Source organism: Pseudomonas sp. L13 (assembly GCF_009935965.1).
Lineage (GTDB): Bacteria > Pseudomonadota > Gammaproteobacteria > Pseudomonadales > Pseudomonadaceae > Aquipseudomonas > Aquipseudomonas lactis.
Genome location: NZ_QODJ01000029.1, coordinates 50327 through 74593, shown reverse-complemented (window position 1 = coordinate 74593; position 24267 = coordinate 50327). Strand labels below are relative to the sequence as shown.

Sequence of the window (24267 nt, the reverse complement as noted above, 5' to 3'; positions counted from 1 at the left end):
AGCCTTTTGCTTACTTTTGGGCTCTTTTCAAAAGTGAGCCGCCGTCAGGGCGGAACCCTAAGTGGCCGTTACCGCAGGAATGGATATGTACTCGCTATAACAGTGTCGCTTGCCAGGCCGCCTTCGCGAGCAAGCCCGCTCCCACAGTTTGATCGCGGGGCGGCAGGTAGATAAGCGTCGGCTGTCAGGGCGTCACGGGAGCAAGTCCAGCATCGCGCCAACATTGTGTAGGTACCTATGCCTATCAAAAAGCGCTCCGAAAGATCTCCTCAATCTGACGCTGGTCCGCCCGCCGAGGGTTCGTCAGCCCACAGGCATCCTTCAGCGCATTGCTGGCCAGCAACGGAATGTCCTGCAACTTAGCGCCAAGCTCACGCAAACCTGCAGGGATTTCGACGTCCTGGGACAACCGACGAATCGCCGCGATGGCAGCCTGGGCGCCCTCTTCAGCAGTAATGCCCTTGATATCCGCACCAAGAGCCCGGCCCACATCGCTCAAGCGTTTGGCGCAAACACTGGCGTTGAAACTTTGTACGTGGGGCAATAGCACCGCGTTGCACACACCGTGGGGCAGGTCGTACAAGCCGCCCAATTGGTGGGCCATGGCATGCACGAAACCCAGGGACGCATTGTTAAAGGCCATGCCAGCGAGGAACTGCGCACAGGCCATGTTTTCCCGTGCGGCCATGTCAGTGCCGTCGCGGACCGCCAGGCGCAGGTTGGCGCTGATCAACTCGATGGCCTTGATCGCGCAGGCGTCGGTGATGGGTGTCGCGGCGGTGGACACGTAGGCTTCGATGGCGTGGGTCAGCGCATCCATGCCCGTGGCGGCGGTGAGGCCCTTGGGCATGCCGACCATCAGGGCCGGGTCGTTGACCGACAGCAGCGGCGTGACGTTGCGATCGACGATGGCCATTTTTACGTGGCGGCTTTCGTCGGTGATGATGCAAAAACGCGTCATCTCGCTGGCCGTGCCAGCCGTAGTGTTGATGGCCACCAGCGGCAGTTGTGGCTTGCTCGATCGGTCGACGCCTTCATAGTCGCCGATACGCCCGCCGTTGGTGGCGCACAGGGCGATGCCCTTGGCGCAGTCATGGGGCGAACCGCCGCCCAGGGACACGACGAAATCGCAGGCGCTCTGTTGCAGCAATGCCAGGCCTTTTTCGACGTTTTCCACACTGGGGTTGGGCTTGGCGCCGTCGTAGATCACCGAGTCGATATCCTGCATCGCCAGCTTCTCGGCGATCATGCCAGCCACACCGGCTTTGGCCAGGCCGACGTCGGTGACGATCAACGCCTTGCCAAAGCCGTAGTTGCGAATGGCGGTCATCGCTTCGTCGAGGCAATCGATGCCCATGATGTTGACGGCGGGGATGAAGAACGTGCTGCTCATGATCAATCCTCAAAGGCTTTATGCCGACAGAATCAACCTGTACCGCGTGGCGCATCTTGATCAGGATCAATGCCGGCTCGTGATAAAGTCATCCCCCAGCCGATTTCGAGTAGACCCGCCGCAATGAAGGATTTCCAGGATATTGACGCCCACCTTGAAGACTGGAGCACCCTGTGCGCCGCCGTCGACTTCAGCGGGATTCTGATCGGTAACGGCGCCAGCCGCACGATTTGGGAAGACTTCGCCTACGACTCGCTGTTCGAAAACGCCCGTACCGTCGAAGAAAAGCCCCTGAGCCCCTCCGAACTCAGCGTGTTCGACGCCTTGCAAACCCGCAGTTTCGAGCAAGCCCTGGGCGCCTTGAAAACCACCAGCCGGGTCAACAAGGCCCTGGCGGTCAGCTCAGCGGCGCCGCGTAACCGTTACTACGCGATCAAGGAAGCGCTGATCAACACCATCCATACCGTGCACATTCCCTGGCGCCTGGTGCAGCCGTCGACGCTCGCGACGATCCACGCAGAATTGGCCACCTACGCCACCGTCTTCACCAGTAACTACGACTTGCTCAACTACTGGGCGACCCTGCACGCACCGGGCATCGACGACCTGTTTCGCAGCGTCGATTCAAGCTTCGACCTGCGCAATACGCGCACCGACATCACCCGCATCCTGTACCTGCACGGCGGCTTGCACCTGGTGCGCAACCTTGACGGCACGGCGCGTAAACTGCCGTCCACCGACAGCACCCTGCTCAGCAGTTTTGCCATTAACAACACGATCAAAACCCTCGACGATGTGCCGCTGTTCGTCAGTGAAGGCAAGGTGCAGGAGAAGCTCAAAAGTATCCGCAGTTCGGATTATCTGTCGTTCTGTTATGAACAGCTGTTGAGCCATGAAGGCGCGCTGTGCATCTTCGGCCATGACTTGGGGCCGCAGGATAAACACCTGGTGGATGCTATTGGCCAGGCCAGCATCAGCACCCTGGCGATCTCGGTGTCGGGGCGCAGTGATGGGTTTATTCGCCAGCAGAAGCGGCGGTATTCGGAGTTGTTCGAGGGTAGTGGCGTAACGCTGAAATTCTTTGCGGCGCGTACGCATCCGCTGGGCAATCCGGCACTGTCAGTCCCTGTGGAACGCTGAGCAAAATGTGGGAGCTGGCTTGCCTGCGATAGCGGCCTGTCTGTTGGCCCATCTGGCACTGATCCACCGCTATCGCAGGCAAGCCAGCTCCCACATTGACTGCATTTCAATGAGTAGGAAGGGTCATTCCTCAGCGCTGTGCACCACCACCAGCAACTGCGCCTGCACCTCTCCCACCGAGCGAATCCGGTGGGGTTTCTGCGCGTTGAAATGCAGCGCATCGCCGCGCTCCAGCAGCACGCGCTCGTTCATGAAATCCACTTCCACCTGGCCTTCATGCACGAATAAAAACTCCTCCCCCAGGTGCTCCTTGAAGGTCTTGTCGGTGAACTCCGCCGGCGGGTAGATGATGAACGGCAACAGGCTGCGTTCGCTGACTTGATGGGCCAGCACCGCATAACCCGGCGAGGTGTCGGGCCGCTCATGGCTGCGTACCAGGCTGTAGCTGTCGAGGCTGACGTTGTCTTCGCTGAACAGTTCTTCGACCTTCACGTTCAATGCCTTGGCCAGTTTCAACGCCGCAGCGATGGACGGCGTATTGAGCCCGCGCTCGACTTTCGACAGGTAACTCTTGGTCATCCCGGATTTTTCGGCCAGGGCCTCCAGGGTTACGCCAAGTTTTTTTCTTAATATTTTCAAGCGGATAGACATGTGCTGCGGTTAATCCATGCAGAAAGCGATGAGACAGGCTTGCCAATGACACAAAGTGTCATATAGCATCTTTAGTGTCATTTGCATTCACCCAACGACCTTGCGAGCAGCGGGCGACCAGCAAATCCGACGTCCATTGAACCACCCAAAGGACACCGATATGGCCAAGACATTAGCACTCCCAAAAGACCAACTGGTCAAGCAAGCACTGAGCCAGATGCAAAACAGCCTGGCGGATAATACGTGGACCGACCGGCAAAAGCTGGCGCTGACCTGCCGAATCCTGTTCGAGTACGGCCACGACTCCGGCCTGGCCGGGCAGATCACCGCACGGGGGCCGACGCCTGGCACCTACTACACCCAGCAACTGGGCCTGGGTTTTGACGAAATCACCGCCAGCAACCTGCTGCTGGTCAACGAAGACTTGGAGGTGCTGGAAGGCCATGGCATTCCCAACCCCGCCAACCGTTTTCACACCTGGGTGTACCGCAGTCGACCGGATGTAAACTGCATCATCCACACGCACCCCACGCACATCGCCGCACTGTCGATGCTGGAAGTACCGTTGCAGGTGTCGCACATGGACCTTTGCCCGCTGTACGAAGACTGCGCGTTCCTGGAGGCCTGGCCCGGCGTGCCGGTGGGCAATGAAGAAGGGGAAATCATCACCACGGCCCTGGGCAACAAGCGCGCCATCCTGCTCTCGCACCACGGGCAGTTGTCCACCGGGGCCAACATCGAAGAAGCCTGCGTGATTGCGCAATTGATCGAACGGGCTGCCAAGTTGCAGTTGCTGGCGATGTCTGCGGGCAGCGTCAAACCGATCCTGCCGGAGCTGGGGCGCGAGGCCCATGACTGGATCTCCAAGCCCAAGCGCCACGGCGCCGCGTTCAACTACTACGCCCGGCAAAACCTGCGCAAGCACGCCGATTGCCTGAACTGATTGCCCCTTTTTCGACCGGAGTTTCCCCCATGTCCAACCCAACCATTCACGGCATCATCGGCTACACCATCACCCCCTTCAGCGCCGACGGCCAACGCGTTGACCTCGACGCCCTCGGGCACTCCATCGACCGCTTGATCAACAGCGGCGTCCACGCCATTGCGCCGTTGGGCAGCACGGGCGAAGGCGCTTACCTGAGCGATGCCGAGTGGGATGAAGTCAGCGCCTACAGCATCAAGAAGGTCGCCAAGCGCGTGCCAACCATTGTCAGCGTGTCCGACCTGACCACCGCCAAAGCCGTGCGCCGCGCCCGCTATGCCGAAGAGCACGGCGCCGATGTAGTGATGGTGCTGCCGGCCTCGTACTGGAAACTCAGTGAGGCGGAAATCCTCGCTCACTACGCCGCGATCGGCGACAGCATCGGCGTGCCGATCATGCTCTACAACAACCCGGCCACCAGCGGCACCGACATGTCGGTGGAGCTGATCCTGAGGATTCTCAAGCAGGTCGAGAACGTGACCATGGTCAAGGAGAGCACTGGCGACATCCAGCGCATGCACCAGTTGAAACTGCAGAGTGACGTGCCGTTCTACAACGGCTGCAACCCACTGGCACTGGAAGCCTTCGCGGCGGGTGCCAAAGGCTGGTGCACCGCCGCGCCGAACCTGATCCCGCAACTGAACCTGAGCTTGTATCAGGCCGTACTGGCCGATGACTTGAATAAGGCACGCGAGCTGTTCTACCGACAGTTGCCATTGCTGCAATTCATCCTCAAAGGCGGCCTGCCGGCGACGATCAAGGCCGGGTTGCGCTTGACCGGCTTGGAAGTGGGTAACCCACGCCTGCCGGTATTCCCTCTGGGCGAAGCAGGGATCGAGCAACTGAAAACACTTCTGAAATAAACACTGTAGGAGCGAGCTTGCTCGCGAAGAACGCCAACGATAACGCAGCGCATCTGGATGTTGGTGTCGCTTGTTGGTTTTTCGCGAGCAAATTCGCCCCTACAGAAGATGGCACTTGCATAGAGACAAATGACAATAGTTCTCGATATCATTCACGACTTTTCCAAGCCGTGCTTCGTCAAGAAGGATATCCATGTCTCGTCCCCAGCCCGACCCGTCGTCGGCCGATGCCTGTCGCGGGTTTTATGCAGACATTCTGTATTTCCTGCGTAAACGCACGGACAACGCCAGCGACGCGGCGGACATGGCCCAGGATGTGTTTACCCAATGGCTGGGCTACCGCGACCGCGCCAAGGTCGAGCAGCCACGGGCGTTTCTGTTCCAGATGGCGCGCAACCTGCTGCGCGATCATTGGCGCAAACAGAAAGTACGGCAAACCGTCCACCCTGATCACGCCGAAATGGATGCCGAGCCGGTCACTGACGAGCACAACGACCCCATGGCCGCCGCCCTGCGCCTGCAACGCCTGGAACAGTTGAAAGAAGTCCTCGCCGAACTCTCGCCCCGCCGCCGAGAAGCCCTTATGCTGCACCGCTTCGAAGGCTTGAGCCAGGCACAGATCGCAACGCGCATGGGCATCTCCACCAGCATGGTGGAAAAGCACATCGCCTTTGCCCTGCTGCACTGCAAGCGACGCCTTCAACCCGACACCGGCACGGAGCAGCCAGAATGAACCGCCCGAGCGACACCGACGCGCTGGACAGCCAAGCGAGCGATTGCATCGACGCCCAAGCCGCCAGTTGGTTTGCACGCAACCGCAACGAAGTCAGCCGCGCCGACCGTAAAGCCTTTGCCGCCTGGCAAGCGGTGCCCGCGCATGCGCGCGCCTATGCCGAATTCGAACAGCTGTGGGCCGACCTCGCCCAATTGCAACAACTGAACAAACCGCTGGCACTGCCCCAGCGCAAACCCAACCTCTGGCGCCCTGCCCTGGCGGTGGCCGCCGCCTTGGTGTGCGCCGTGTTGGCGACCTCTATCGGCGCGCCGCGCGAGCTGTATCACAGCCAGGTGGCCACCCATGCCAAAGGCATGCGCACGTTGAATCTGCCGGATGGCAGCACCTTGTACGTAAATGCCAACACCCATATCCGCGTGGACTTCAACGCCCATCAACGGGTGCTGCACCTGGACAAAGGCCAGCTGTACATCGAAGTGGCCGCCGACAAGGAGCGCCCCCTTTACGTGCAAGCCGGCGAGTCGAGCGTACGGGTGGTGGGCACGGCTTTCGATGTGCGCCGTGGGCAGCAGCAATTGGTGGTCAGCGTTGCCCATGGCCAGGTCGCTTTCGCGCCAAATGGCAAAAGCCCCGCCACCCTGCTCGACGCCCAGCAGCGGGCCTCCTACAACTACGCCAAAGACACCGTGCAACCGCAAAGCCTCAGCGCCGAAGAGGTCGCCGATTGGCGCAGCGGGCACTTGTCGTTTCGCAATCGCGAACTGGCCAGCCTGATCGACGAACTGAGCCTGTACCGTCCACAGGCGCCGTTGCAGGTCAGCAAGGCCGTGGCGCAACTCAAGGTATCGGGCAACCTTGACGTAAATGACCCAGACGCCCTGCTCAACGCCTTGCCCGCGCTGTTGCCGGTGAAAACCGTACTCTCGGCCGATGGCACGATAAGAATCGAGCCGAGCAAATAGACGGCAACCTCACATATGAGAATATTTTGCATTCGCATGTGTGGTTTTTTTTGCCTGCCCCGTCTTCCTCCTGTCTGTGTTTGATACGCACACCTTTTTGGCTATTTAGCCGCTCCGGGGGATGTCATGTTTCGCGCGCCTTGCCACGCTTCGCACCTGTTTCTTCGACCGACACTCATGGCTACGTGCCTGGCCTTGAGCCTCAGCGCCGAGGCCGAGTCGTTCAAGCTGCACCTGCCGGCCCAGCCGTTGGCCACGTCCCTGAGCCAGGTGGCCCAACAGGCGAAAATCCAGCTGCTGTTCGACGAGACCCTGCTCAAGAACGTGCAGGCCCCGGCGCTTAACGGTGACTACACCCCGGAAGTAGCCATTCGCTCCCTGCTCAAGAACGGCGAACTCATCCTGCTCAAGGTCGGCAGTACCTACGTGGTGCGCCCCGATACGGGCAAAACCAGCACCGGTGGCGCGATCCAGTTGGACACCTTGAGCGTGATCGGCACCGGCAATGAGGTGAACGCCAGCACCGTCAACCGCTCCACCCTGACCCAGGCCGACATCGACCGCTACCAGTCCAATAACATCCCCAGCCTGTTGCAAACCTTGCCCGGTGTCAGCCAGGGCGGCTCGCTGAAACCCGGTGGCCAGACCATCAACATCCGTGGTTTCGGCGATGCCGAAGACGTACCGCTGACCGTTGACGGTGCCACCAAGACGGGCTTTGAGCGTTACCAGCAAGGCACGGTGTTTATCGAGCCCGAGCTGATCAAGCGCATCGAAGTGGAAAAAGGCCCCAACTCGCCGTTCACCGGCAATGGCGGCTTTGGCGGCACGGTCAACATGGTCACCAAGGACGCCCCGGACCTGCTTCAGGACGGCCGCAACAGCGGTGCGATGCTCAAATACGGCTACTCCAGCAACGACCATGAGCAGGTCTACAGCAGTGCCGTGTACGGCCGTACCGACGATGGCCGTTTCGATGCGCTGGCCTACCTGACCCAACGCGACGGCGGCGATATGAAAGTGGCCGCCAAGTTGCCCAACGACAACAATGAGTACCCGATCAACCCCCAGCGTCTGCCCAACAGCGCCCAGGATGTGGACGGCAAGCTGTTCAAGGTCAACGCGCACTTTACCGATGAGCACAGTGTCGGGCTGTCGTACTCGCGCTCACACAGCAACCGCTGGACCCCGTTTTCCGCCGCCAGCTACCCCACGCCGCCGACCCAGTTCAACATCGACCGCTACGGCTACGAAGGCGCGTTGAAGCGCTTCCTCGCCTACCGCGACACGGTCGACACCACCTGGTCGGGCAAGTATGAATACCAGCCGCTGGACAACCCGCTGGTGGACTTGACCATCAAGTACTCCCAGTCCAACACCGAGCAGACCGACGAGCGTGACGCCACGGCGTTTTTCCAGTTGGCCACTGGCGGGCGCAAGATGGACACCGCCTACACCGACAAGCTCCTGGATATCCGTAACGTCAGCCTGTTCGACACCGGCCCTTTGCAGCATGCCGTGACGGTCGGCGGGCAAGTGCGCAAGCACACCCGCGAAACCGAAATGTGGATGCCCGGCGCCCTCTACAACACGCCGCGCTACAACTACGGGCATTTCCAGCCGGGCTTCATGCCCCACGGCAAAGTCGATACCAACAGCTTCTTTATCCAGGATGCGGTGACGTTGGGCGATGTAACGATCACACCGTCGCTGCGCTATGACCATGTGCGCAACCGCGGCGAAGGCAACGATGCGCCCTACTACAACAACCCCAACCCGGCAGTGGGGCACGACTACAGCGACCGCACCTACACCGGCTGGTCGCCACGCCTGGCGCTGTTCTGGACCGTGACACCGAATGTAGGGCTGTTCGCCAACTGGAGCCAGACCTGGCGTGCCCCGGTGATCGACGAACAATACGAAGTGCAGGGCGTGGGAAGCCGCACCGCCACCAGCGTCGACCTGGACCCGGAGCGCATCACCTCGATCACCCTGGGCAACATCACCAGCTTCGACAACCTGATCGCCCAGGACGACAACCTGCAACTGCGCACCACTCTGTTTCACAACAAGGTCGAAGACGAGATCTTCAAAGCCACCGGCGTGGGCTGCCAGAACCAGGCTGTCAACGGCGGCAGCATCGCTTCAGCGTGCCCGCCTGGGCCGATGTCCAACTACCGCAATATCGGCAGCCTGACCATCAAGGGTGTCGAGCTCGAGTCGATCTACAACTCTACCTACCTGTTTGGCTCGGTGTCGTTCGCCTATGCCAAGGGCCAACACCAAGGCGCCTACACCAACCCTTGGGGCCCGGACGTGGCAGCGCGGGACATCCCGCCAACCAAATGGGTGCTGGTACTGGGTACCCACATCCCGGCCTGGGATGCCCAAGTGGGCTGGATGGGCCAATTCATCGGCGCCACCGACCGCCTGCCCAGCGACAAATACTCCGGCGGCCCGGGCTCCAGCATCGGCGATCTGTTCTACGACCAGTACGGCAACAAGCGCTACAACACCCAGGGCCTGTTCGCCAAATGGACACCGCAGCAGGCGTACCTCAAAGGCACCGAGGTGAACTTCACGGTGGACAACCTGTTCAACAAAAACTTCCGCCCGGCCTTGAGCGGCGACCGGGCGTACACCAAAGGGCGTGATGCGAAGATCAGCGTGACGCGGTTCTTCTGATGAAGCTGTAGGAGCGAGCTTGCTCGCGAAAATCGTCAACGATGACACGGGGAATCTGATACCCCGTGGCGTCCTCACTTTTTTTGCGAGCAAGCTCGCTCCTACAGTGCCAGATAGCCATCCCCGCGCAACAGGGTTTCCAGGCAGTGCTCAGTGATGTGATAGAACGCCTTGAGCTCCTGGATTTTTGCCAATAGCTGCGCGTTGTCCACAGGCTCGGCACGTTTGACCGCCAGGATCATCTTGTTCTTGTTGGTGTGCTCCAGCGAGATGAACTCGAACACCTTGGTCTCATAGCCACAGGCTTCAAGGAACAACGCACGCAGGCTGTCGGTGACCATTTCCGCCTGCTGGCCCAAGTGCAGGCCGTATTGCAGCATCGGCTTGAGCAGCGCCGGGCTCTGGATCTGCAGGCGAATCTGTTTGTGGCAGCACGGCGAGCACATGATGATCGACGCACCGGAACGGATGCCGGTGTGGATCGCGTAGTCGGTGGCGATGTCGCAGGCGTGCAAGGCAATCATCACGTCCAGCTCACTGGGCGCCACGCTGCGCACGTCGCCGCATTTGAATACCAGCCCCGGATGCTCCAGGCGTGCGGCGGCGCTGTTGCAGAGGGTGACCATGTCTTCACGCAACTCGACACCGGTGACCTCGCCCTCGGCCTTGAGGGTATTGCGCAGGTAATCGTGAATGGCGAAGGTCAGGTAGCCCTTGCCCGAGCCGAAATCGGCGACACGCACCGGGCGGTCGAGCTGCAACGGCGACGACGTCAGCGCATGGCTGAACACTTCGATGAACTTGTTGATCTGCTTCCACTTGCGCGACATCGAGGGGATCAGCGCCTGCTTGGCGTCGGTCACGCCCAGGTCGGCGAGGAACGGCCGGCTCAGGTCGAGGAAGCGATTTTTTTCACGGTTATGCTCGGCCGAAGGTGCCTCGCGAAGTTGCTGCGGTTTGCTTTTGAACAGCGAGCTTTTGTTCTTCTTGCTGTACTCCAGCTGGGCTTCGTCGGTCAGCGCCAGCAAGTGCGCGTTCTTGAACGAGCTGGGCAACAGCTCGCCGATCGCCGCCACACCGTCGGCCAAGGGAAAGTTCTTGGTGATGTCGCGGGTCTTGTAGCGATAGACGAACGACAGGCATGGCTGTTCCTTGACCACCACCGGCTTGATGATCAGCCGCTGCAGTTCGGCTTCCTCACCGACGTACTTGGCCAGCACCAGCTTGATAAAAGCGTTCTGCGCCAGGCTTGCGCTCAACAGTTCGATGAACTGGGCATGATGATCCGGCGCAGGGCGGGCAGGTTGAGCGGTGACGGACATGAACAAAAACGCCTCGGGTAAAGAATGCCGGGCATTTTAGGCGGGATGGCGGTTCAGGGCACGGGGTTATTTGATCAACGGTCAATCAACCCGAATAAGGATGCTGCCTTGTGTAGGAGCGAGCTTGCTCGCGAAAAACGTCAACGATAACGCGGGTGTCCTGAATGAACGCGGCGTCTGGGAATTTTTCGCGAGCAAGCTCGCTCCTACAAAAAAGCGGTTATTTGAGTACGACCAGGCGATTGGGCAACTCGTTGCGCGTTTGCGTCACCGGCACATGCACCTTGAGCAACTCGCCACAGGCTTCAACGCAGGCGATAAACCCGGCCAGCGTCTGCCCCTGTTTCACCTGCTGGGTAAACGCCTGGACAATCGCATCCCAATTGCTGTCATCCAGGCGTTTGGAAATCCCCTCGTCCACCAGGATCTCCACATAACGCTCAGCCTCGCTGACAAAAATCAGCACCCCAGTGCTGCCCAGCGTGTGGTGCAAGTTCTGCTCCAGAAACTGCCGCCGCGCCAGGTTGGACGCGCGCCAGTGGCGTACCGAGCGCGGAATCAGCCGGGTGGTGACCTTGGGCAAACGGAACACCAGGCACAACACAATAAACGTCGCCCACTGCGCCACCAGCAAGGTGTACATGGTCAGGTAGCCCGACAAGTAATGCACCACGCCCGGCACCACCAACGCGATCAAGCTCGCCCACAGCAATGGAATGTAGGCGTAGTCGTCGGCGCGCGCCGCCAGCACGGTGACCAACTCCGCGTCGGTGGTTTTCTCGACCCGGGCGATCGCTTCGGCGACTTGGCGCTGCTCGTGTTCAGTCAGTAATGCCATGGTTGTAGATGCTCTATTTTCGTTATTGTCATTACCAGCCGCCCGAAGCCCCGCCGCCGCCAAAGCCACCGCCGCCGCCACGGAAACCACCGCCACCGCCGCCCCCACCGCCGCGTCCACTGCTGTTGAGAATCGCCAGCAGGATGGCGCCCACCGGCAAGCCCATGCGATTGCACAACCACAACACGCCGATCAGCAGGATAAACAGGCCGATGGAAAAACCGGGATTATCCATGGCGAAGTTCGCATCCGCCACATGGGCCGGCACCGCCAAGGGCTCCCCGCCCACCACCTGGATCATCGCAGCCACGCCATCGCTGATGCCCTGGCTGAAATTGCCGGCCTTGAACTTGGGCAGGATCACCTGGTTGATGATCACCCAGGATTGGGCATCGGTCAGCACACCTTCCAGGCCATAACCGACTTCGATGCGCAACTGGCGGTCATCACGGGAGACGATCAACAGCGCGCCGTTGTCCTTGCCCTTCTGGCCAATGCCCCACTGGCGGCCCAACTGATAACCGTAGTCCTCAATGGGCACGCCTTGCAGGTCGGGCACGGTGACCACCACCAACTGGTCGCCCGAGGTTTGCTCCAGCGCCTGCAATTGCTGGGTCAGTTGCTCGCGCACCGCTGGGTCGATCATCTGCGCGCTGTCTACCACCCGCCCGGTCAGCGCCGGGAAGGTCAGCGCCGCCTGGGCAACGCCCGCGCAGGCCAACAGCCACAGCGCCAGGCCTATCCGTAATAAACGCATCGACACCTCAGTGCAGCCTTATTTGAACTTCACTTGCGGCGCTTTATCGGCATCGGCGCTGGTGGCTTCAAACGTGGCACGGATCGGCAAATCGCTGTACATCACGCTGTGCCACAGGCGGCCCGGGAAGGTGCGGATCTCGGTGTTGTAAGCCTGTACGGCCTGGATAAAGTCACGGCGAGACACGGCAATACGGTTCTCGGTGCCTTCAAGTTGCGACTGCAAGGCCAGGAAGTTCTGGTTGGCCTTCAGGTCCGGGTAACGCTCGGACACCACCATCAAACGGCTGAGTGCGCCGCTCAGGCCATCCTGTGCTTGCTGGAACTGCTTGAGTTTCTCGGGGTTGTCCAGGGTGCTGGCATCCACCTGGATCGAGGTGGCCTTGGCCCGCGCTTCAATCACCGCGGTGAGGGTTTCCTGTTCGTGGGCGGCATACGCCTTCACCGTTTCCACCAGGTTGGGGATCAGGTCCGCACGGCGCTGGTACTGGTTCTGCACCTGGCCCCAGGCGGCCTTGGCCTGTTCGTCCAGGGTCGGGATGTTGTTGATGCCGCAACCGCTCAGCACGCTGCTGATCAGTAACAGCGCCGCAGCCTTGAAGCCCCAGCGATAAGTGTGTGCTGCTTGCATGGTGTTTCTCCTGCCCGATCTGATGGAATGTGACGACTAACCCTATAAACCACGCGCTTGGGGCATAATCCGCCACCACTGGAATGCTTCGAGCCAATCAGCTACAAAGATGCCCAGCGCGAAAAAGAGTTCAGAGTGTGCTGCATTTATCTGAACAACACCCGAACAACAATAGACGTTCCCCACATTTTGGCCGACAGCATCGCTTTGAATGCTGCGCAGTAGCCGAAAAAGGATATTCATGAAAAAGCTGTGTTTGCTCGGCCTTGTTGCCACGCTGGCCACCCACCCCGTCTGGGCAGAAACAAAGCCTGCTGCGCTTAACGACAAGGACGCCTTTGTCAGCGACCTGCTCAAGCAAATGACCCTGGATGAGAAGATCGGCCAATTGCGCCTGATCAGCATCGGCCCGGAAATGCCCCGCGAGCTGATCCGCAAGGAAATCGCCGCTGGCCGCATCGGTGGCACGTTCAACTCCATCACCCGCCCGGAAAACCGGCCGATGCAGGACGCGGCCATGCGCAGCCGCTTGAAGATCCCCATGTTCTTCGCCTACGACGTGATCCACGGCCACCGCACCATTTTCCCGATCAGCCTGGCCCTGGCGTCCAGCTGGGACATGGACGCCATCGGCCACTCCGGGCGCATCGCCGCCCAGGAAGCTGCTGCCGACAGCCTCGACATCACGTTTGCGCCGATGGTCGATATATCCCGCGACCCACGCTGGGGCCGCACCTCCGAAGGTTTCGGTGAAGACACCTATCTGGTGTCACGCATTGCTGAAGTCATGGTCAAGGCGTTCCAGGGCACCAGCCCCGCGAATGCCGACAGCCTTATGGCCAGCGTCAAGCACTTTGCCCTCTATGGCGCGGTGGAAGGCGGGCGCGACTACAACGTGGTCGACATGAGCCCGGTCAAGATGTACCAGGACTACCTGCCGCCCTACCACGCGGCGATCAAGGCCGGCTCGGGCGGCGTGATGGTGGCGCTCAACTCGATCAACGGCGTGCCTGCCACCGCCAACACCTGGCTGATGAACGACCTGCTGCGCAAAGACTGGGGCTTCAAGGGCCTGACCGTCAGCGACCACGGCGCGATCTTCGAGCTGATCAAGCACGGCGTGGCCAAGGACGGGCGTGAAGCCGCCAAGCTGGCGATCAAGGCCGGCATCGACATGAGCATGAACGACTCGCTGTACGGCAAGGAATTGCCTGGGCTGCTCAAGTCCGGCGAGATCCAGCAGAGCGACATCGACAACGCCGTGCGCGAAGTGCTCGGCGCCAAGTACGACATGGGCCTGTTCAAGGACCCGTACCTGCGCATCGGCAAGGCCGAGGATGACCCGGCCGACACCTACGCCGACAGCCGCCTGCACCGTGCCGAGGCTCGCGACATTGCGCGCCGCAGCCTGGTGTTGCTGAAAAACCACAACGACACCCTGCCGCTGAAAAAATCCGCGACCATTGCCCTGGTCGGCCCGCTGGCCAAGGCGCCCATCGACATGATGGGCAGTTGGGCTGCTGCCGGCCGGCCTGCGCAATCGGTGACCCTGCTCGACGGCATGAACGCCGTGATCGGCGAAAAAGGCAAAGTGATCTATGCCCGTGGCGCCAACATCACCGGCGACAAGGCGGTGCTCGACTACCTCAACTTCCTCAACTTCGACGCCCCGGAAGTGGTGGATGACCCGCGCCCTGCCCAAGTGCTGATTGACGAAGCGGTGAAGGCGGCGAACAACGCCGACGTTATCGTCGCGGCGGTGGGCGAGTCCCGTGGCATGTCCCACGAATCATCGAGCCGCACCGACCTGAACATCCCGCAAAGCCAGCGCGACTTGATCAAGGCCCTCAAAGCCACCGGCAAACCGCTGGTGCTGGTGCTGATGAACGGCCGTCCGCTGTCGATTCTGGAAGAAAATCAACAAGCCGATGCGATCCTGGAAACCTGGTTTTCCGGTACCGAAGGCGGCAACGCCATTGCCGATGTACTGTTCGGCGACTACAACCCATCGGGCAAGCTGCCGATCACCTTCCCTCGCTCCGTGGGGCAGATTCCAACCTACTACAACCACCTGACCATCGGCCGGCCATTCACCCCAGGCAAGCCGGGCAACTACACTTCGCAGTACTTTGATGACACCACCGGTCCCCTGTTTCCGTTTGGCTATGGCCTGAGCTACACCACGTTCAGCCTGTCGGACATGGCGCTGTCGTCCACCACGCTGAACAAGACCGGCAAGCTCGACGCCAGCGTCACCGTGAAGAACACCGGCAAGGTCGACGGCGAAACGGTTGTGCAGTTGTATATCCAGGACGTGGCCGGCTCGATGATCCGCCCGATCAAGGAGCTGAAGAACTTCCAGAAGGTCATGCTCAAGGCCGGCGAAGCACGCACGCTGCACTTCACCATTACCGAGGACGACCTGAAGTTCTACAACAGCCAGCTCAAGTACGCGGCCGAACCGGGTGAGTTCAATGTGCAGATCGGGCTGGACTCCCAGGACGTGCAGCAACAAACCTTCGAACTGCTCTGATCTGAAGCTGTAAACACGGTCTGGGTGGGAGCTGGCTTGCCTGCGATAGCGGTGGAATATTCACCACCGCCATCGCAGGCAAGCCAGCTCCCACATTTGATTGAGTGATGCGACTAGCCGCGCCGATCCAGCAGATTGACCACCAGCCGGTCAATCCAGCCCCACACCCGCTGCTTCACCCGCCGCCACAACGGCCGCGCCTTCCATGCCTCCAGGCTCACCGCCTGGCTCTGGGCAAAGTCCGCTTCGAAACTGCCCACCACCGCTGCCGTCAACTGCGGATCCAGTGCTTCCAGGTTGGCTTCCAGGTTGAAGCGCAGATTCCAGTGGTCGAAATTGCACGAGCCAATGCTCACCCAATCGTCCACCAGCACCATCTTCAGGTGCAAAAAGCACGGTTGGTATTCAAAGATCTGCACGCCTGAACGCAGCAGGCGCGGGTAATAACGGTGCCCGGCGTAACGCACCGACGGGTGATCGGTGCGCGGCCCGGTGAGCAACAAACGCACGTCCACGCCGCGCCCAGCCGCCCGGCGCAAGGCACGGCGCACGCTCCAGGTGGGCAGGAAGTACGGGGTCGCCAGCCAGATACGCGATTTGCTGCTGTTCAAGGCGCGAATCAACGATTGCAGAATATCGCGGTGCTGACGCGCATCGGCATACGCAACCCGGCCCAGCCCCGGCCCGGTAGCCGGCACCTTGGGCAAGCGGGGCAAACCAAAATGGGTCGCCGGTTTCCATTCACGGCGCGCGGCGTTAGCGTGCCACTGCCGGTCGAACAGGGCCTGCCAGTCCAGCACCAATGGGCCGCTGATCTGCACCATCACCTCATGCCAGTCGGCAGTGTCTTGGCCCGGCGTCCAGAATTCGTCGGTGACGCCCGTACCACCGACCACGGCGACACGCTGATCAATCAGCAGCAACTTGCGGTGATCGCGATACAGGTTGCGCATCCAGCGCCGCCAGTTCAGGCGGTTGTAAAAGCGCAACTCCACGCCGGCATCGGTCAAGCGCTTGCGCAGCCCCAAGGTAAACGCCAGGCTGCCGTAATCGTCGAACAGGCAACGCACCTGCACGCCACGTTCGGCGGCCAGCACCAGTGCCTGCACCATCGCTTCGGCGCAGGCCCCGGCTTCGACCAGGTACAACTCAAGGTCAACCTGCTGCTCGGCCCGGGCGATGCCCACCAGCATCTGCGGAAAGAAAGTCGGCCCGTCGATCAGCAATTCGAACTGATTGGCGCTGCGCCACGGGAACACTGCGCCGCTCATGTCAGCGCGCCGTGAAAATCAGCACCGCACCCACCGGTACCGACAAACTGATCGACTTGAGCCCCGCCGCCTTGCGCAAGGTAGCCACACCGGGCGCCAGGTCGAAATCTTCGGCATGCAATACCACAGGCTCCAGGGTCACCACTTGGAAACGTCGATCATCCAGGCGCGTGGCCAATAGCTCGGCGCTGTAGGTCTGGGTCTTGCCATGCAGCGTGACGCTCAGGGGCAGGCGCAATTCCAGCTGCGCGCCGGACGCCAGGTCGTTGATGGGCTGCAGATTGATCTGCGCGCTGATCTGCGCTTCGGGGAAGGTCTTGATCTCGAACAGCTCTCTACGCATGCGCTCGTCGCGCAGCGGGATGCCGCTGTTGATCGACTCCAGTTCCACTTCCAACTGAGCTGCGCCTTTGGCGTCGACCTTGCCGTGCAGTACCAGGAAGCGCTGCACTTCAGCTATCTCGGTGTTTTTGGTGGTGACGAAGGACAGGCGTGAGGATTCGTTATCCAGGTACCAATCGGCGTGGGCGGGCACTGCTGCACAGGTCAGCAGTGTGAAGACCAGAGGTTTGACGTTGAACATATGGACTCGTGGGGCAAAAAACCTGGACGAACCTTAAGCGCAATCTCACAACCGGCGCAAATTCATTGTGGGAGCTGGCTTGCCTGCGATGGCGGTGTATCAGTCAACCATTTTTCGCCTGGCAGACCGCTATCGCAGGCAAGCCAGCTCCCACAGGGTTTTGCAGTGTTTTTTAGACCAGCGTTCGCTGCACTTCGCAGATCGTTTCTTCAAGGCTGCCCATATGCAAATTCAACACCCGCTCCACCGGCGCCTGATGCATGGGCCAATGCAGCGCCATGCTCCCCACCAGGCGGCCATTGGCGCGCACCGGCAGCGCCACCGCTCGGATCAGGAACGGCAAGCGCACCGGGTATTCCCAATAGCCTTCGGTACGCTGGCCAAAGCCCTGGTGCTGGGTTTGCTCGCATGCGCGATAGTGCTCGTCTGCCGCCACATGATTACGGCCTGCCAGGCGCTGTACTTCTTCAGCCGGCAATTGCGTCAGGCACGCCTTGCCCATCGCCGAGTGAAACAGGCTGGCGTACTGGCCGACGATCTGGCAGTTGTTCGGGTACAGCTTTCGCAACACGCTGGGGATCGCACTTTCCATGACCTCCAGGCGCTCGCCATCGAAGCACGACAAATCCACCACCAGCCCGGTGCGCTCGCTGAGTTCCAGCAACCAGGGCGCGGCGCTCTCCACCACCTGGCGCTTGAAGCGTTGCTGGGTATCGCCGAACAAGCGCCGGGCACGCAGGCGGTAACGCCGATCACTCAGGCCCCGATAGACCCAACCCTGCTCCTGCAAGGTCAGCAACATGCGCGACACCGTGGCCTTGGGCAGGCACGTGAGGTAGTGCAGCTCTTCCAGCCCCAGGGCCTGGTGCTCGCCCAGCAACTCGACGATTGCCAGTGCGCGCTCAACCGAGCGTACGGTGCCTGTCTCCATGTTCGATCTCCCTGTTGCCGGTGGATGATCTTTTTTCACAGCAAGATACAGGCCCGGTCAGCGCTCAGCGGGGCGTTGCAAGGCACGCCGGCGGCCGGCGTTGTACCCATTGGGTCAGTTGTTCATGGGCATAGGCCAATTGCAGCACGGCCCTGTCGGCTTGGGCCGGGCCAATGATTTGCAGGCCCATGGGCAGGCCCTGGGGGTTGAAGCCCACAGGGATACTCATGCTCGGCAAACCGGCGAGGGTCGGGCCGATCACCACTTCCATCCAGCGGTGATAAGTGTCCATTTCACGCCCACCGACGAGGCGCGGCCACGGCTGTTGTGCATCGAAAGGGAACACCTGGGCAGTGGGCAACAGCAGGAAATCGTAACGTTCAAACAACTTGGCCAAAGCGCGGTACCACTCACTGCGGTCCACCGACGCCTGGTAAACCTGCTGGGCACTCAAGCCCTGACCGCCCTCCACTTCCCATTGCGCTTCGGGCTTGAGCAGCGCGCGTTTTTGCGGGTTGGCGTAGGCCGCGCCGAGGTTGCCGTGCACCAGCCAATGGCGGTGTACCAACCAACAGCGCCACAGGCGCGTCATGGAAAAGTCCGGTTGGCAGCTGTGCACTTCACAGCCCAGGCTGGCGAAATCATCCAGCGCCGCTTCGCACAGGCTCATCACGCCCGCGTCCATCGGCAGATAACCGTTGTAGTCCCCCAGCCAACCCAGGCGTGCGCCCTTGAAGTCGCGCTGCACCGGCTGGCCCAGCACCGCCGGATCGGCCTGGGAGGACAGCGGCGCGCGGGGATCGTAACCGGCCTGGGTGCTCAGCAACCGCGCCACATCCGTGACGCTGCGCCCCATCGGGCCTTCGGTGCCCAGTTGCTGCACGAACAGTTCCGGCATCGGCCCATGGGGCACCCGCCCTTGGGAGGGGCGCAAGCCGAACACGTTGTTGAACGCCGCCGGGTTGCGCAGCGAGCCCATCATGTCGCTGCCGTCGGCCACCGGCAGCATGCGCAGCGCCAGGGCCGCCGCCGCCCCGCCGCTGCTGCCACCGGCCGTAAGACGCGGGTCATAGGCATTGCCGGTAGTGCCGAACAGCGTGTTGTAGGTGTGGGAGCCCAGACCGAACTCCGGCACGTTGGTCTTGCCGATGATGATCGCGCCACTGGCCCGCACCCGCGCCACGCTGATGGCGTCTTCGGTAGGCACATGCTCGGCGAACAGCGGCGAGCCCAAGGTGGTGCGCAAGCCCTGGGTGGCCGCCAGGTCCTTGATGGCCTGGGGCATGCCATGCATCCAGCCACGGGAGTGGCCCTGGTCCAACTCACGATCGCAGGCCCTCGCCTCGGCCAGCACGGCCTCGCTGTCGCGCAATGACACCAGCGCATTCACGCCGGGGTTAAAACGCTGGATCTGCGCCAGGTACGCCTGCATCACCTCTTCGCACAACACCTGCCGCCCATGAATGGCCCGCGACAGCTCAGTGGCATCCCAGTCAACAATACTCAAGGCTTCACCTCTCTGGAAAACGGCAACGGCTTGCTCGCCCGGGGTGCCTCGCGCATGCAGTAAGTGCCCAGCAGCGTCAGCACACATGCAAACAATACATAGAATGACGGCGCCACCGGCGTGCCCAGCACCTTGCTCAGCCAGGTCACGATCAACGGCGCGAAACCACCGAACACCATCACCGCCACGTTATAGGCCACCGACACGCCGGTGGAGCGCACCTCAATGGGGAACTGTTCGGCCAATGCCGTCGGCGCTGGCCCGAAGAACCCGCCAATCGCGGTGCACAACATCACCTGCATTACGAGCAAGCGCTCGATGGACGGCGCGGCGGCCACCCACACATACAACGGGTAGACCATCACGAAGAACGCCAGGGTGAAGGCCATCAACACCGGCCGCCGCCCCAACCGATCCGAGAGCAGGCCGGATAACGGAATCACCACGGTCATCAACGCCACCGCAAACATCTGCACCATCAACACCTGATCCAGCGGCAGGCCGAGGTTCTTGTGGGCGAAGGTCGGCATGTTCACCAGCACCACATAAAACGACACCGTCGCCCCGCACGCCAGGCCCATCGACACCAGGATACTGCGCCGATGCTCACGCAGCACTTGCATGAGGCTCGGCGCCGGGCCGGTGGCTTGCTTGCGCGCCTCGATGAATTCTTCCGGGTCTTCCATGTGCCGGCGAATCCACAACCCCACCGGGCCGATCAACAAGCCCAGCACAAACGGCAGGCGCCAGCCCCACAGGTCGAGGGTTTCGGGCGAAAAAAAATGCGTGACCAACGCCACCATCGCCGCCCCGCCGAACACCGCCAGGCACTGCCCGACCAGTTGCCAGGAGCCATACAAGCCCTTGCGATGGGCCGGTGCACTTTCTACTAAAAATGCCGTGGCACTCGCGTACTCACCGCCGGTAGCAAAGCCCTGGAGCATGCGCGCCACGACGATCAACAACGGCGCGCCCATGCCGATGGCGGCGTAGTTCGGCGCGAAGGCGATCAGCGCGATGGACACGGTCATCAGCCGGATAATCAACTGCATCGCCGCCTTGCGGCCTTTGCGGTCAGAGTAGATGCCCAACAGGATGCCGCCCACCGGGCGCATGAAAAAGCCCACGCCGAAAGTCGCCAGCGCCATCAGCAGCGAGGCGTATTCGTCCTCCGAGGGAAAGAACTGCCGGGCGATGATGCTGGCCAGAAAGCCATAGACGATGAAGTCATACCACTCCAACGCGTTGCCGATCACGGCCGCCACCACTTGGCGGGTGCGCGAGACACCAGGTTTTGCAGTCTGCATGAGGAACACTCCATTCAACCGATCAGGGAAAGGGTCCAGCGGCAGAAAAAGGCGTTGCTGTAGGAGCGAGCTTGCTCGCGAAGGTCGTTAACGAAGACGCAGCGCTTTCAGGGAGCCCGTGTCGCCTGTGCGGTTTTCGCGAGCAAGCTCGCTCCTACAGGTGTTCGGATCATCCAGCTGGTTTCAACCAGCTCTCGGCCAGCGCGCCCCAGTAGGCTGCGCCGGTCAGCAGGATGTCGTCGTTGAAGTCATAGGCGGGGTTGTGCACCATCGGCCGCGACACGCCGTTACCGATGAATAGGTAACTGCCGGGGCAGCGTTGCAGCATCCAGGCGAAGTCTTCGCTGCCCATCAGCGTGCGGGTGTTGCCATCCACGGCGTCGGCACCGAGCAAAGCCACGCCGACCTGGCGGGCGAATTCGGTTTCTTCGGCGTGGTTGACCAGCACCGGGTAGGCCGGGCGGTGTTCGATCTGCACGGTGCAGCCGAAGCTGGCGGCCTGGGTCTGAATGATCGCGTTGACCCGTTCCAGCATCTGTTCACGCACCTGGGGGTTGAGCGCGCGCAGGCTCAGGCGCAGCAGGGCTTGCTGGGGAATCACGTTGGCGGCTTGCCCCGCTTGCAAGGCGCCGACCGTGACCACGGCGGCTTCCTGGGTGTCGATATTGCGCGCCACCACCGTTTGCAACGCCATGACCATGCTGGCGGCAGCCACCAGCGGGTCCACGGTCAAATGCGGCATCGAGCCGTGGCCACCTACGCCTTCGAGGGTCACGGTGAGCAGGTCCTGGGAGGCCATCATCGGCCCCACTCTCAAGCCCAGATGCCCCGCCGGCAAGCCCGGCATATTGTGCATACCGAACAGCCCATCACAGGGAAAACGCTCCAGCAAGCCGTCAGCCAACATCGCCTCGGCGCCGCCCTGGCCTTCTTCGGCGGGTTGGAAAATCAGGTTCAAAGTGCCGTGAAATTGCCGCGTCGCCGCCAAGTAACGCGCGGCGCCGAGCAACATGGTGGTGTGGCCGTCATGCCCGCAAGCGTGCATGCAGCCGGCATGCTGGCTGGTGTAGGAAGCGCCGGTATTTTCGACGATGGGCAAGGCGTCCATATCGGCGCGAATGCCCAACGTGCGCGAGCTGTTGCCATTGCGCAGCACGCCGACCACACCGGTCTTGCCAATGCCGGTGTGCACCTCATAGCCCCACTCCTTGAGTGACTGTGCGACCAGCGCTGAGGTGCGGTTCTCTTCAAAGCCGAGTTCGGGATGGGCGTGGATATCGTGACGCACAGCGTGCAAGTCGCTGGCAACGTCGCTGAGCCAATCCAGGATGTGCTGGTGCGGGCGCATGGTGATTCTCCTCACAGGCGGGTGGTCCCGTTCTTGTTGGCGACACATCGACAGCTAAGCGCGATGTGCGCGTGAGGACAATCAAAGGTGGTTCCACTCTGTGGAACCTCAGGGCCGAGCCTTTTTTCGTGAGCCAACGCAGATGAACCAAATGTGGGGGCTGGCTTGCCTGCGATGACGGCGGCACAGGCACCGATGATGTTGACTGACCTGCCGCTATCGCAGGCAAGCCAGCTCCCACAGGGGAATTTGGGTGTGTCAGGGGTTGAGACGGCAGCCTTGGCGGTTGCCCATCCATCGCGCTGTATGCGTACGCCCCAACCCACTCACCGTTACTTCACTGCGCTCAGGCGTGTCGATAAATGTACTGATGGGCACGTACTGCTTCACATACCCCCGGCAATACTGCGCAGGGTTGTTGGCCACATACCGGCACGAACAATACTCCTTGGCCGTGTACGCCGCGATGATGTCGGGGAAGGCTTGCAGGTTGACGCGCTCATGCCAAACCCAGCCCAAGAGTGCGATAAACAACACCAGTAAAACGCTGATGAACGGATGACGACGGATCATGAGCGCACCGCCGCCAGCACGCGTTTGAGCAATTCGTTATGCCGGTAACTGCCATCCCGATCATCGCCGTAGCGCACGATCACCAGGTGTTCATCAGGCAGCACAAACAGCGCCTGGCCCCAGTGCCCCAACGCGGCGAAGGTGGTGGCCGGTGCGTCGGGCCAGGGTTGGGGGGCGCCGGTGTTGAGCCACCAATGACCGCCCGGCACGGCTTCATCCTGGCCGGCTTTGTAGTGGTCGAAGGGCCGGCGGTTGAAGGCGACCCAGTCCTTGGGCAGCAGTTGCCGCTCACCCCAACGCCCATCCCTTGCCATCAGTAACCCTACTCGTGCCAGATCCCGGGCCGTGAGGTAGGCATAAGACGACGCGACAAACGTCTCATCGGCATCGGTTTCCCAGGTTGCGTCGCGAATGCCCAGGGGCTGGAACAGCGCGTCCCACGGGTAGTTCATGTAGGCCTTGTGGCCGAGCATGCCCTTGAGCGCGGCGGACAGGATATTGCTGTCGCCACTGGAATAACGGAAAGCCTGGCCAGGGGCGGCGATCGCATCGGTATCCGCTGCGAATTGCGCCATGTCCGTGTGGCCACGGGTGTAGAGCATCGCCACCACCGAAGATTGCAATGGGGCGTATTCGTAGTCTTCCTGCCAATCCAACCCCGAGGCCCAGTGCAGCAGGTCGGCCATGCTCACCTTGGGGTGCTGCTTCATCGCCGGGTAGAAACGTGCAGCGGCGTCGCTGAGTTTGAAGCGGCCTTGCCCATAGGCCACGCCCAGCACGGTAGCCATCAGGCTTTTGCTGACCGACCAGGTCAGGTGCGGCGTGCTTGCGGTGGTGGGCGCCGCGTAACGTTCATAGATGATTTCGCCATCCCGAATGACCAGCAACGCATCGGTGCGAATACCGGTGCGGGTGGCATCGTCGCGGGGTGGGAAAGCGTAGGCGTCCAGGGCATCGACAGCGGGACCGGCGAGGGCTGTGCCCACGGCCCACTCCTTTTCAGGCCAGATTTCAGCGCGGGCATTCACGGTGACAAACAGCAGGGCAACGCACAACAGGCCTCGGACCATGGACGCAAACTCAAGGGGGGCATTCAAGCCCGCGAGCCTAGCTCACGCCAGTGACAGATTTGCGACAAGGGGGCTGTCATCCAACCGTCACCGTAACTTCATGGAGCTGACACCGAGGCTACATAGCCTGACTTTGGACAACAAAGTCGACTGGCCGCAACCTGGCCGGCACTCGGAGACTCGCT

At 61.4% G+C, this 24267-nt stretch carries 21 protein-coding genes; 7 read left to right on the top strand and 14 right to left on the bottom strand.

Going from position 1 to position 24267, the window contains the following annotated elements:
- Nucleotides 1–244: 244 nt before the first annotated feature.
- Nucleotides 245–1393 carry an L-threonine dehydrogenase gene (gene yiaY / locus DK871_RS16110; protein ID WP_161905733.1) on the bottom strand — a complete coding sequence of 383 codons (1149 nt, stop codon included), beginning with the start codon at nt 1391–1393 and terminating at the stop codon, nt 245–247.
- A 123-nt stretch (nt 1394–1516) separates the two neighbouring features.
- On the opposite strand from yiaY, the gene DK871_RS16105 reads away from it, so the two are divergent.
- On the top strand, nt 1517–2533 hold the full coding sequence (locus DK871_RS16105) for a DUF4917 family protein (RefSeq protein WP_161905732.1): 1017 nt from the start codon (nt 1517–1519) through the stop codon (nt 2531–2533).
- Nucleotides 2534–2656: 123 nt separating this feature from the next.
- On the opposite strand, the gene DK871_RS16100 is transcribed toward DK871_RS16105, so the two are convergent.
- Complete coding sequence (locus DK871_RS16100; protein WP_032893083.1) at nt 2657–3184, bottom strand: helix-turn-helix domain-containing protein; 528 nt, start codon at nt 3182–3184, stop codon at nt 2657–2659.
- Between the two features lie 160 nt (nt 3185–3344).
- Here DK871_RS16100 and DK871_RS16095 point away from each other — a divergent pair, with 160 nt between their 5' ends.
- The 5 genes from DK871_RS16095 to DK871_RS16075 all read left to right on the top strand — a co-directional run bounded on the left by DK871_RS16095 (nt 3345) and on the right by DK871_RS16075 (nt 9412).
- Nucleotides 3345–4127: an aldolase gene (locus tag DK871_RS16095; protein WP_161905731.1), complete on the top strand. Its 783-nt coding sequence runs from the start codon at nt 3345–3347 to the stop codon at nt 4125–4127.
- A gap of 29 nt (nt 4128–4156) precedes the next feature.
- Nucleotides 4157–5029 carry a dihydrodipicolinate synthase family protein gene (locus tag DK871_RS16090; protein WP_003189383.1) on the top strand — a complete coding sequence of 291 codons (873 nt, stop codon included), beginning with the start codon at nt 4157–4159 and terminating at the stop codon, nt 5027–5029.
- A 193-nt stretch (nt 5030–5222) separates the two neighbouring features.
- The gene (locus DK871_RS16085) at nt 5223–5762 is read left to right on the top strand and encodes an RNA polymerase sigma factor (protein WP_056790450.1); all 540 of its coding nucleotides are present in this window, start codon (nt 5223–5225) and stop codon (nt 5760–5762) included.
- Nucleotides 5759–6727, top strand: coding sequence for a FecR domain-containing protein (locus DK871_RS16080; protein WP_161905730.1), 969 nt, complete (start codon nt 5759–5761; stop codon nt 6725–6727). The genes DK871_RS16085 and DK871_RS16080 overlap by 4 nt, the downstream gene beginning before the upstream one ends.
- A gap of 126 nt (nt 6728–6853) precedes the next feature.
- Nucleotides 6854–9412: a TonB-dependent receptor gene (locus DK871_RS16075; protein WP_161905729.1), complete on the top strand. Its 2559-nt coding sequence runs from the start codon at nt 6854–6856 to the stop codon at nt 9410–9412.
- 101 nt (nt 9413–9513) lie between these two features.
- Here DK871_RS16075 and DK871_RS16070 read toward each other — a convergent pair whose 3' ends face one another.
- The 4 genes from DK871_RS16070 to DK871_RS16055 form a co-directional block, all read right to left on the bottom strand.
- Nucleotides 9514–10734, bottom strand: coding sequence for an SAM-dependent methyltransferase (locus tag DK871_RS16070; protein ID WP_161905728.1), 1221 nt, complete (start codon nt 10732–10734; stop codon nt 9514–9516).
- A gap of 220 nt (nt 10735–10954) precedes the next feature.
- Nucleotides 10955–11572, bottom strand: coding sequence for a TPM domain-containing protein (locus tag DK871_RS16065; RefSeq protein ID WP_161905727.1), 618 nt, complete (start codon nt 11570–11572; stop codon nt 10955–10957).
- Between the two features lie 31 nt (nt 11573–11603).
- Nucleotides 11604–12329, bottom strand: a complete 726-nt coding sequence (locus tag DK871_RS29475; protein WP_161905726.1) for a YgcG family protein — start codon at nt 12327–12329, stop codon at nt 11604–11606.
- A gap of 18 nt (nt 12330–12347) precedes the next feature.
- Nucleotides 12348–12959: a LemA family protein gene (locus DK871_RS16055; RefSeq protein ID WP_014717327.1), complete on the bottom strand. Its 612-nt coding sequence runs from the start codon at nt 12957–12959 to the stop codon at nt 12348–12350.
- A gap of 241 nt (nt 12960–13200) precedes the next feature.
- Between DK871_RS16055 and bglX the strand changes: the two genes are divergently transcribed.
- A complete protein-coding gene (gene bglX / locus DK871_RS16050; RefSeq protein WP_161905725.1) occupies nt 13201–15492 on the top strand; it encodes a beta-glucosidase BglX in 2292 nt (763 codons plus the stop codon).
- Nucleotides 15493–15605: 113 nt separating this feature from the next.
- On the opposite strand, the gene DK871_RS16045 is transcribed toward bglX, so the two are convergent.
- The 8 genes from DK871_RS16045 to DK871_RS16010 form a co-directional block, all read right to left on the bottom strand.
- Entirely contained in the window at nt 15606–16763 is a 1158-nt protein-coding gene (locus DK871_RS16045; RefSeq protein WP_161905724.1) for a phosphatidylserine/phosphatidylglycerophosphate/cardiolipin synthase family protein, read from the bottom strand.
- 1 nt (nt 16764) lies between these two features.
- A complete protein-coding gene (locus DK871_RS16040) occupies nt 16765–17346 on the bottom strand; it encodes a YceI family protein (RefSeq protein ID WP_161905723.1) in 582 nt (193 codons plus the stop codon).
- Between the two features lie 172 nt (nt 17347–17518).
- Nucleotides 17519–18277: a helix-turn-helix domain-containing protein gene (locus tag DK871_RS16035; protein ID WP_161905722.1), complete on the bottom strand. Its 759-nt coding sequence runs from the start codon at nt 18275–18277 to the stop codon at nt 17519–17521.
- Between the two features lie 64 nt (nt 18278–18341).
- Entirely contained in the window at nt 18342–19784 is a 1443-nt protein-coding gene (locus DK871_RS16030) for an amidase (RefSeq protein WP_161905721.1), read from the bottom strand.
- A complete protein-coding gene (locus DK871_RS16025) occupies nt 19781–21091 on the bottom strand; it encodes a citrate-proton symporter (RefSeq protein ID WP_032893098.1) in 1311 nt (436 codons plus the stop codon). Before DK871_RS16025 ends, DK871_RS16030 begins: the two co-directional genes overlap by 4 nt.
- Before the next feature lie 169 nt (nt 21092–21260).
- The gene (locus DK871_RS16020; protein WP_161905720.1) at nt 21261–22439 is read right to left on the bottom strand and encodes a M20 aminoacylase family protein; all 1179 of its coding nucleotides are present in this window, start codon (nt 22437–22439) and stop codon (nt 21261–21263) included.
- Nucleotides 22440–22697: 258 nt separating this feature from the next.
- The gene (locus DK871_RS16015; protein WP_161905719.1) at nt 22698–23012 is read right to left on the bottom strand and encodes an amidase; all 315 of its coding nucleotides are present in this window, start codon (nt 23010–23012) and stop codon (nt 22698–22700) included.
- Nucleotides 23009–24082, bottom strand: coding sequence for a serine hydrolase (locus DK871_RS16010; RefSeq protein WP_161905734.1), 1074 nt, complete (start codon nt 24080–24082; stop codon nt 23009–23011). Before DK871_RS16010 ends, DK871_RS16015 begins: the two co-directional genes overlap by 4 nt.
- Between the last annotated feature and the right edge of the window lie 185 nt (nt 24083–24267).

Bases quoted from the DNA above. Each gene is read 5' to 3' on its own strand.
- yiaY (WP_161905733.1), bottom strand. From the start codon at position 1,393: ATGAGCAGCACGTTCTTCATCCCCGCCGTCAACATCATGGGCATCGAT.
- DK871_RS16090 (WP_003189383.1), top strand. From the start codon at position 4,157: ATGTCCAACCCAACCATTCACGGCATCATCGGCTACACCATCACCCCC.
- DK871_RS16055 (WP_014717327.1), bottom strand. From the start codon at position 12,959: ATGCAAGCAGCACACACTTATCGCTGGGGCTTCAAGGCTGCGGCGCTG.
- DK871_RS16100 (WP_032893083.1), bottom strand. From the start codon at position 3,184: ATGTCTATCCGCTTGAAAATATTAAGAAAAAAACTTGGCGTAACCCTG.
- DK871_RS16080 (WP_161905730.1), top strand. From the start codon at position 5,759: ATGAACCGCCCGAGCGACACCGACGCGCTGGACAGCCAAGCGAGCGAT.
- DK871_RS16070 (WP_161905728.1), bottom strand. From the start codon at position 10,734: ATGTCCGTCACCGCTCAACCTGCCCGCCCTGCGCCGGATCATCATGCC.
- DK871_RS16085 (WP_056790450.1), top strand. From the start codon at position 5,223: ATGTCTCGTCCCCAGCCCGACCCGTCGTCGGCCGATGCCTGTCGCGGG.
- DK871_RS16095 (WP_161905731.1), top strand. From the start codon at position 3,345: ATGGCCAAGACATTAGCACTCCCAAAAGACCAACTGGTCAAGCAAGCA.
- DK871_RS16010 (WP_161905734.1), bottom strand. From the start codon at position 24,082: ATGGTCCGAGGCCTGTTGTGCGTTGCCCTGCTGTTTGTCACCGTGAAT.
- DK871_RS16015 (WP_161905719.1), bottom strand. From the start codon at position 23,012: ATGATCCGTCGTCATCCGTTCATCAGCGTTTTACTGGTGTTGTTTATC.
- DK871_RS16065 (WP_161905727.1), bottom strand. From the start codon at position 11,572: ATGGCATTACTGACTGAACACGAGCAGCGCCAAGTCGCCGAAGCGATC.
- DK871_RS16025 (WP_032893098.1), bottom strand. From the start codon at position 21,091: ATGCAGACTGCAAAACCTGGTGTCTCGCGCACCCGCCAAGTGGTGGCG.
- DK871_RS16035 (WP_161905722.1), bottom strand. From the start codon at position 18,277: ATGGAGACAGGCACCGTACGCTCGGTTGAGCGCGCACTGGCAATCGTC.
- DK871_RS16040 (WP_161905723.1), bottom strand. From the start codon at position 17,346: ATGTTCAACGTCAAACCTCTGGTCTTCACACTGCTGACCTGTGCAGCA.
- bglX (WP_161905725.1), top strand. From the start codon at position 13,201: ATGAAAAAGCTGTGTTTGCTCGGCCTTGTTGCCACGCTGGCCACCCAC.
- DK871_RS16105 (WP_161905732.1), top strand. From the start codon at position 1,517: ATGAAGGATTTCCAGGATATTGACGCCCACCTTGAAGACTGGAGCACC.
- DK871_RS29475 (WP_161905726.1), bottom strand. From the start codon at position 12,329: ATGCGTTTATTACGGATAGGCCTGGCGCTGTGGCTGTTGGCCTGCGCG.
- DK871_RS16075 (WP_161905729.1), top strand. From the start codon at position 6,854: ATGTTTCGCGCGCCTTGCCACGCTTCGCACCTGTTTCTTCGACCGACA.
- DK871_RS16020 (WP_161905720.1), bottom strand. From the start codon at position 22,439: ATGCGCCCGCACCAGCACATCCTGGATTGGCTCAGCGACGTTGCCAGC.
- DK871_RS16045 (WP_161905724.1), bottom strand. From the start codon at position 16,763: ATGAGCGGCGCAGTGTTCCCGTGGCGCAGCGCCAATCAGTTCGAATTG.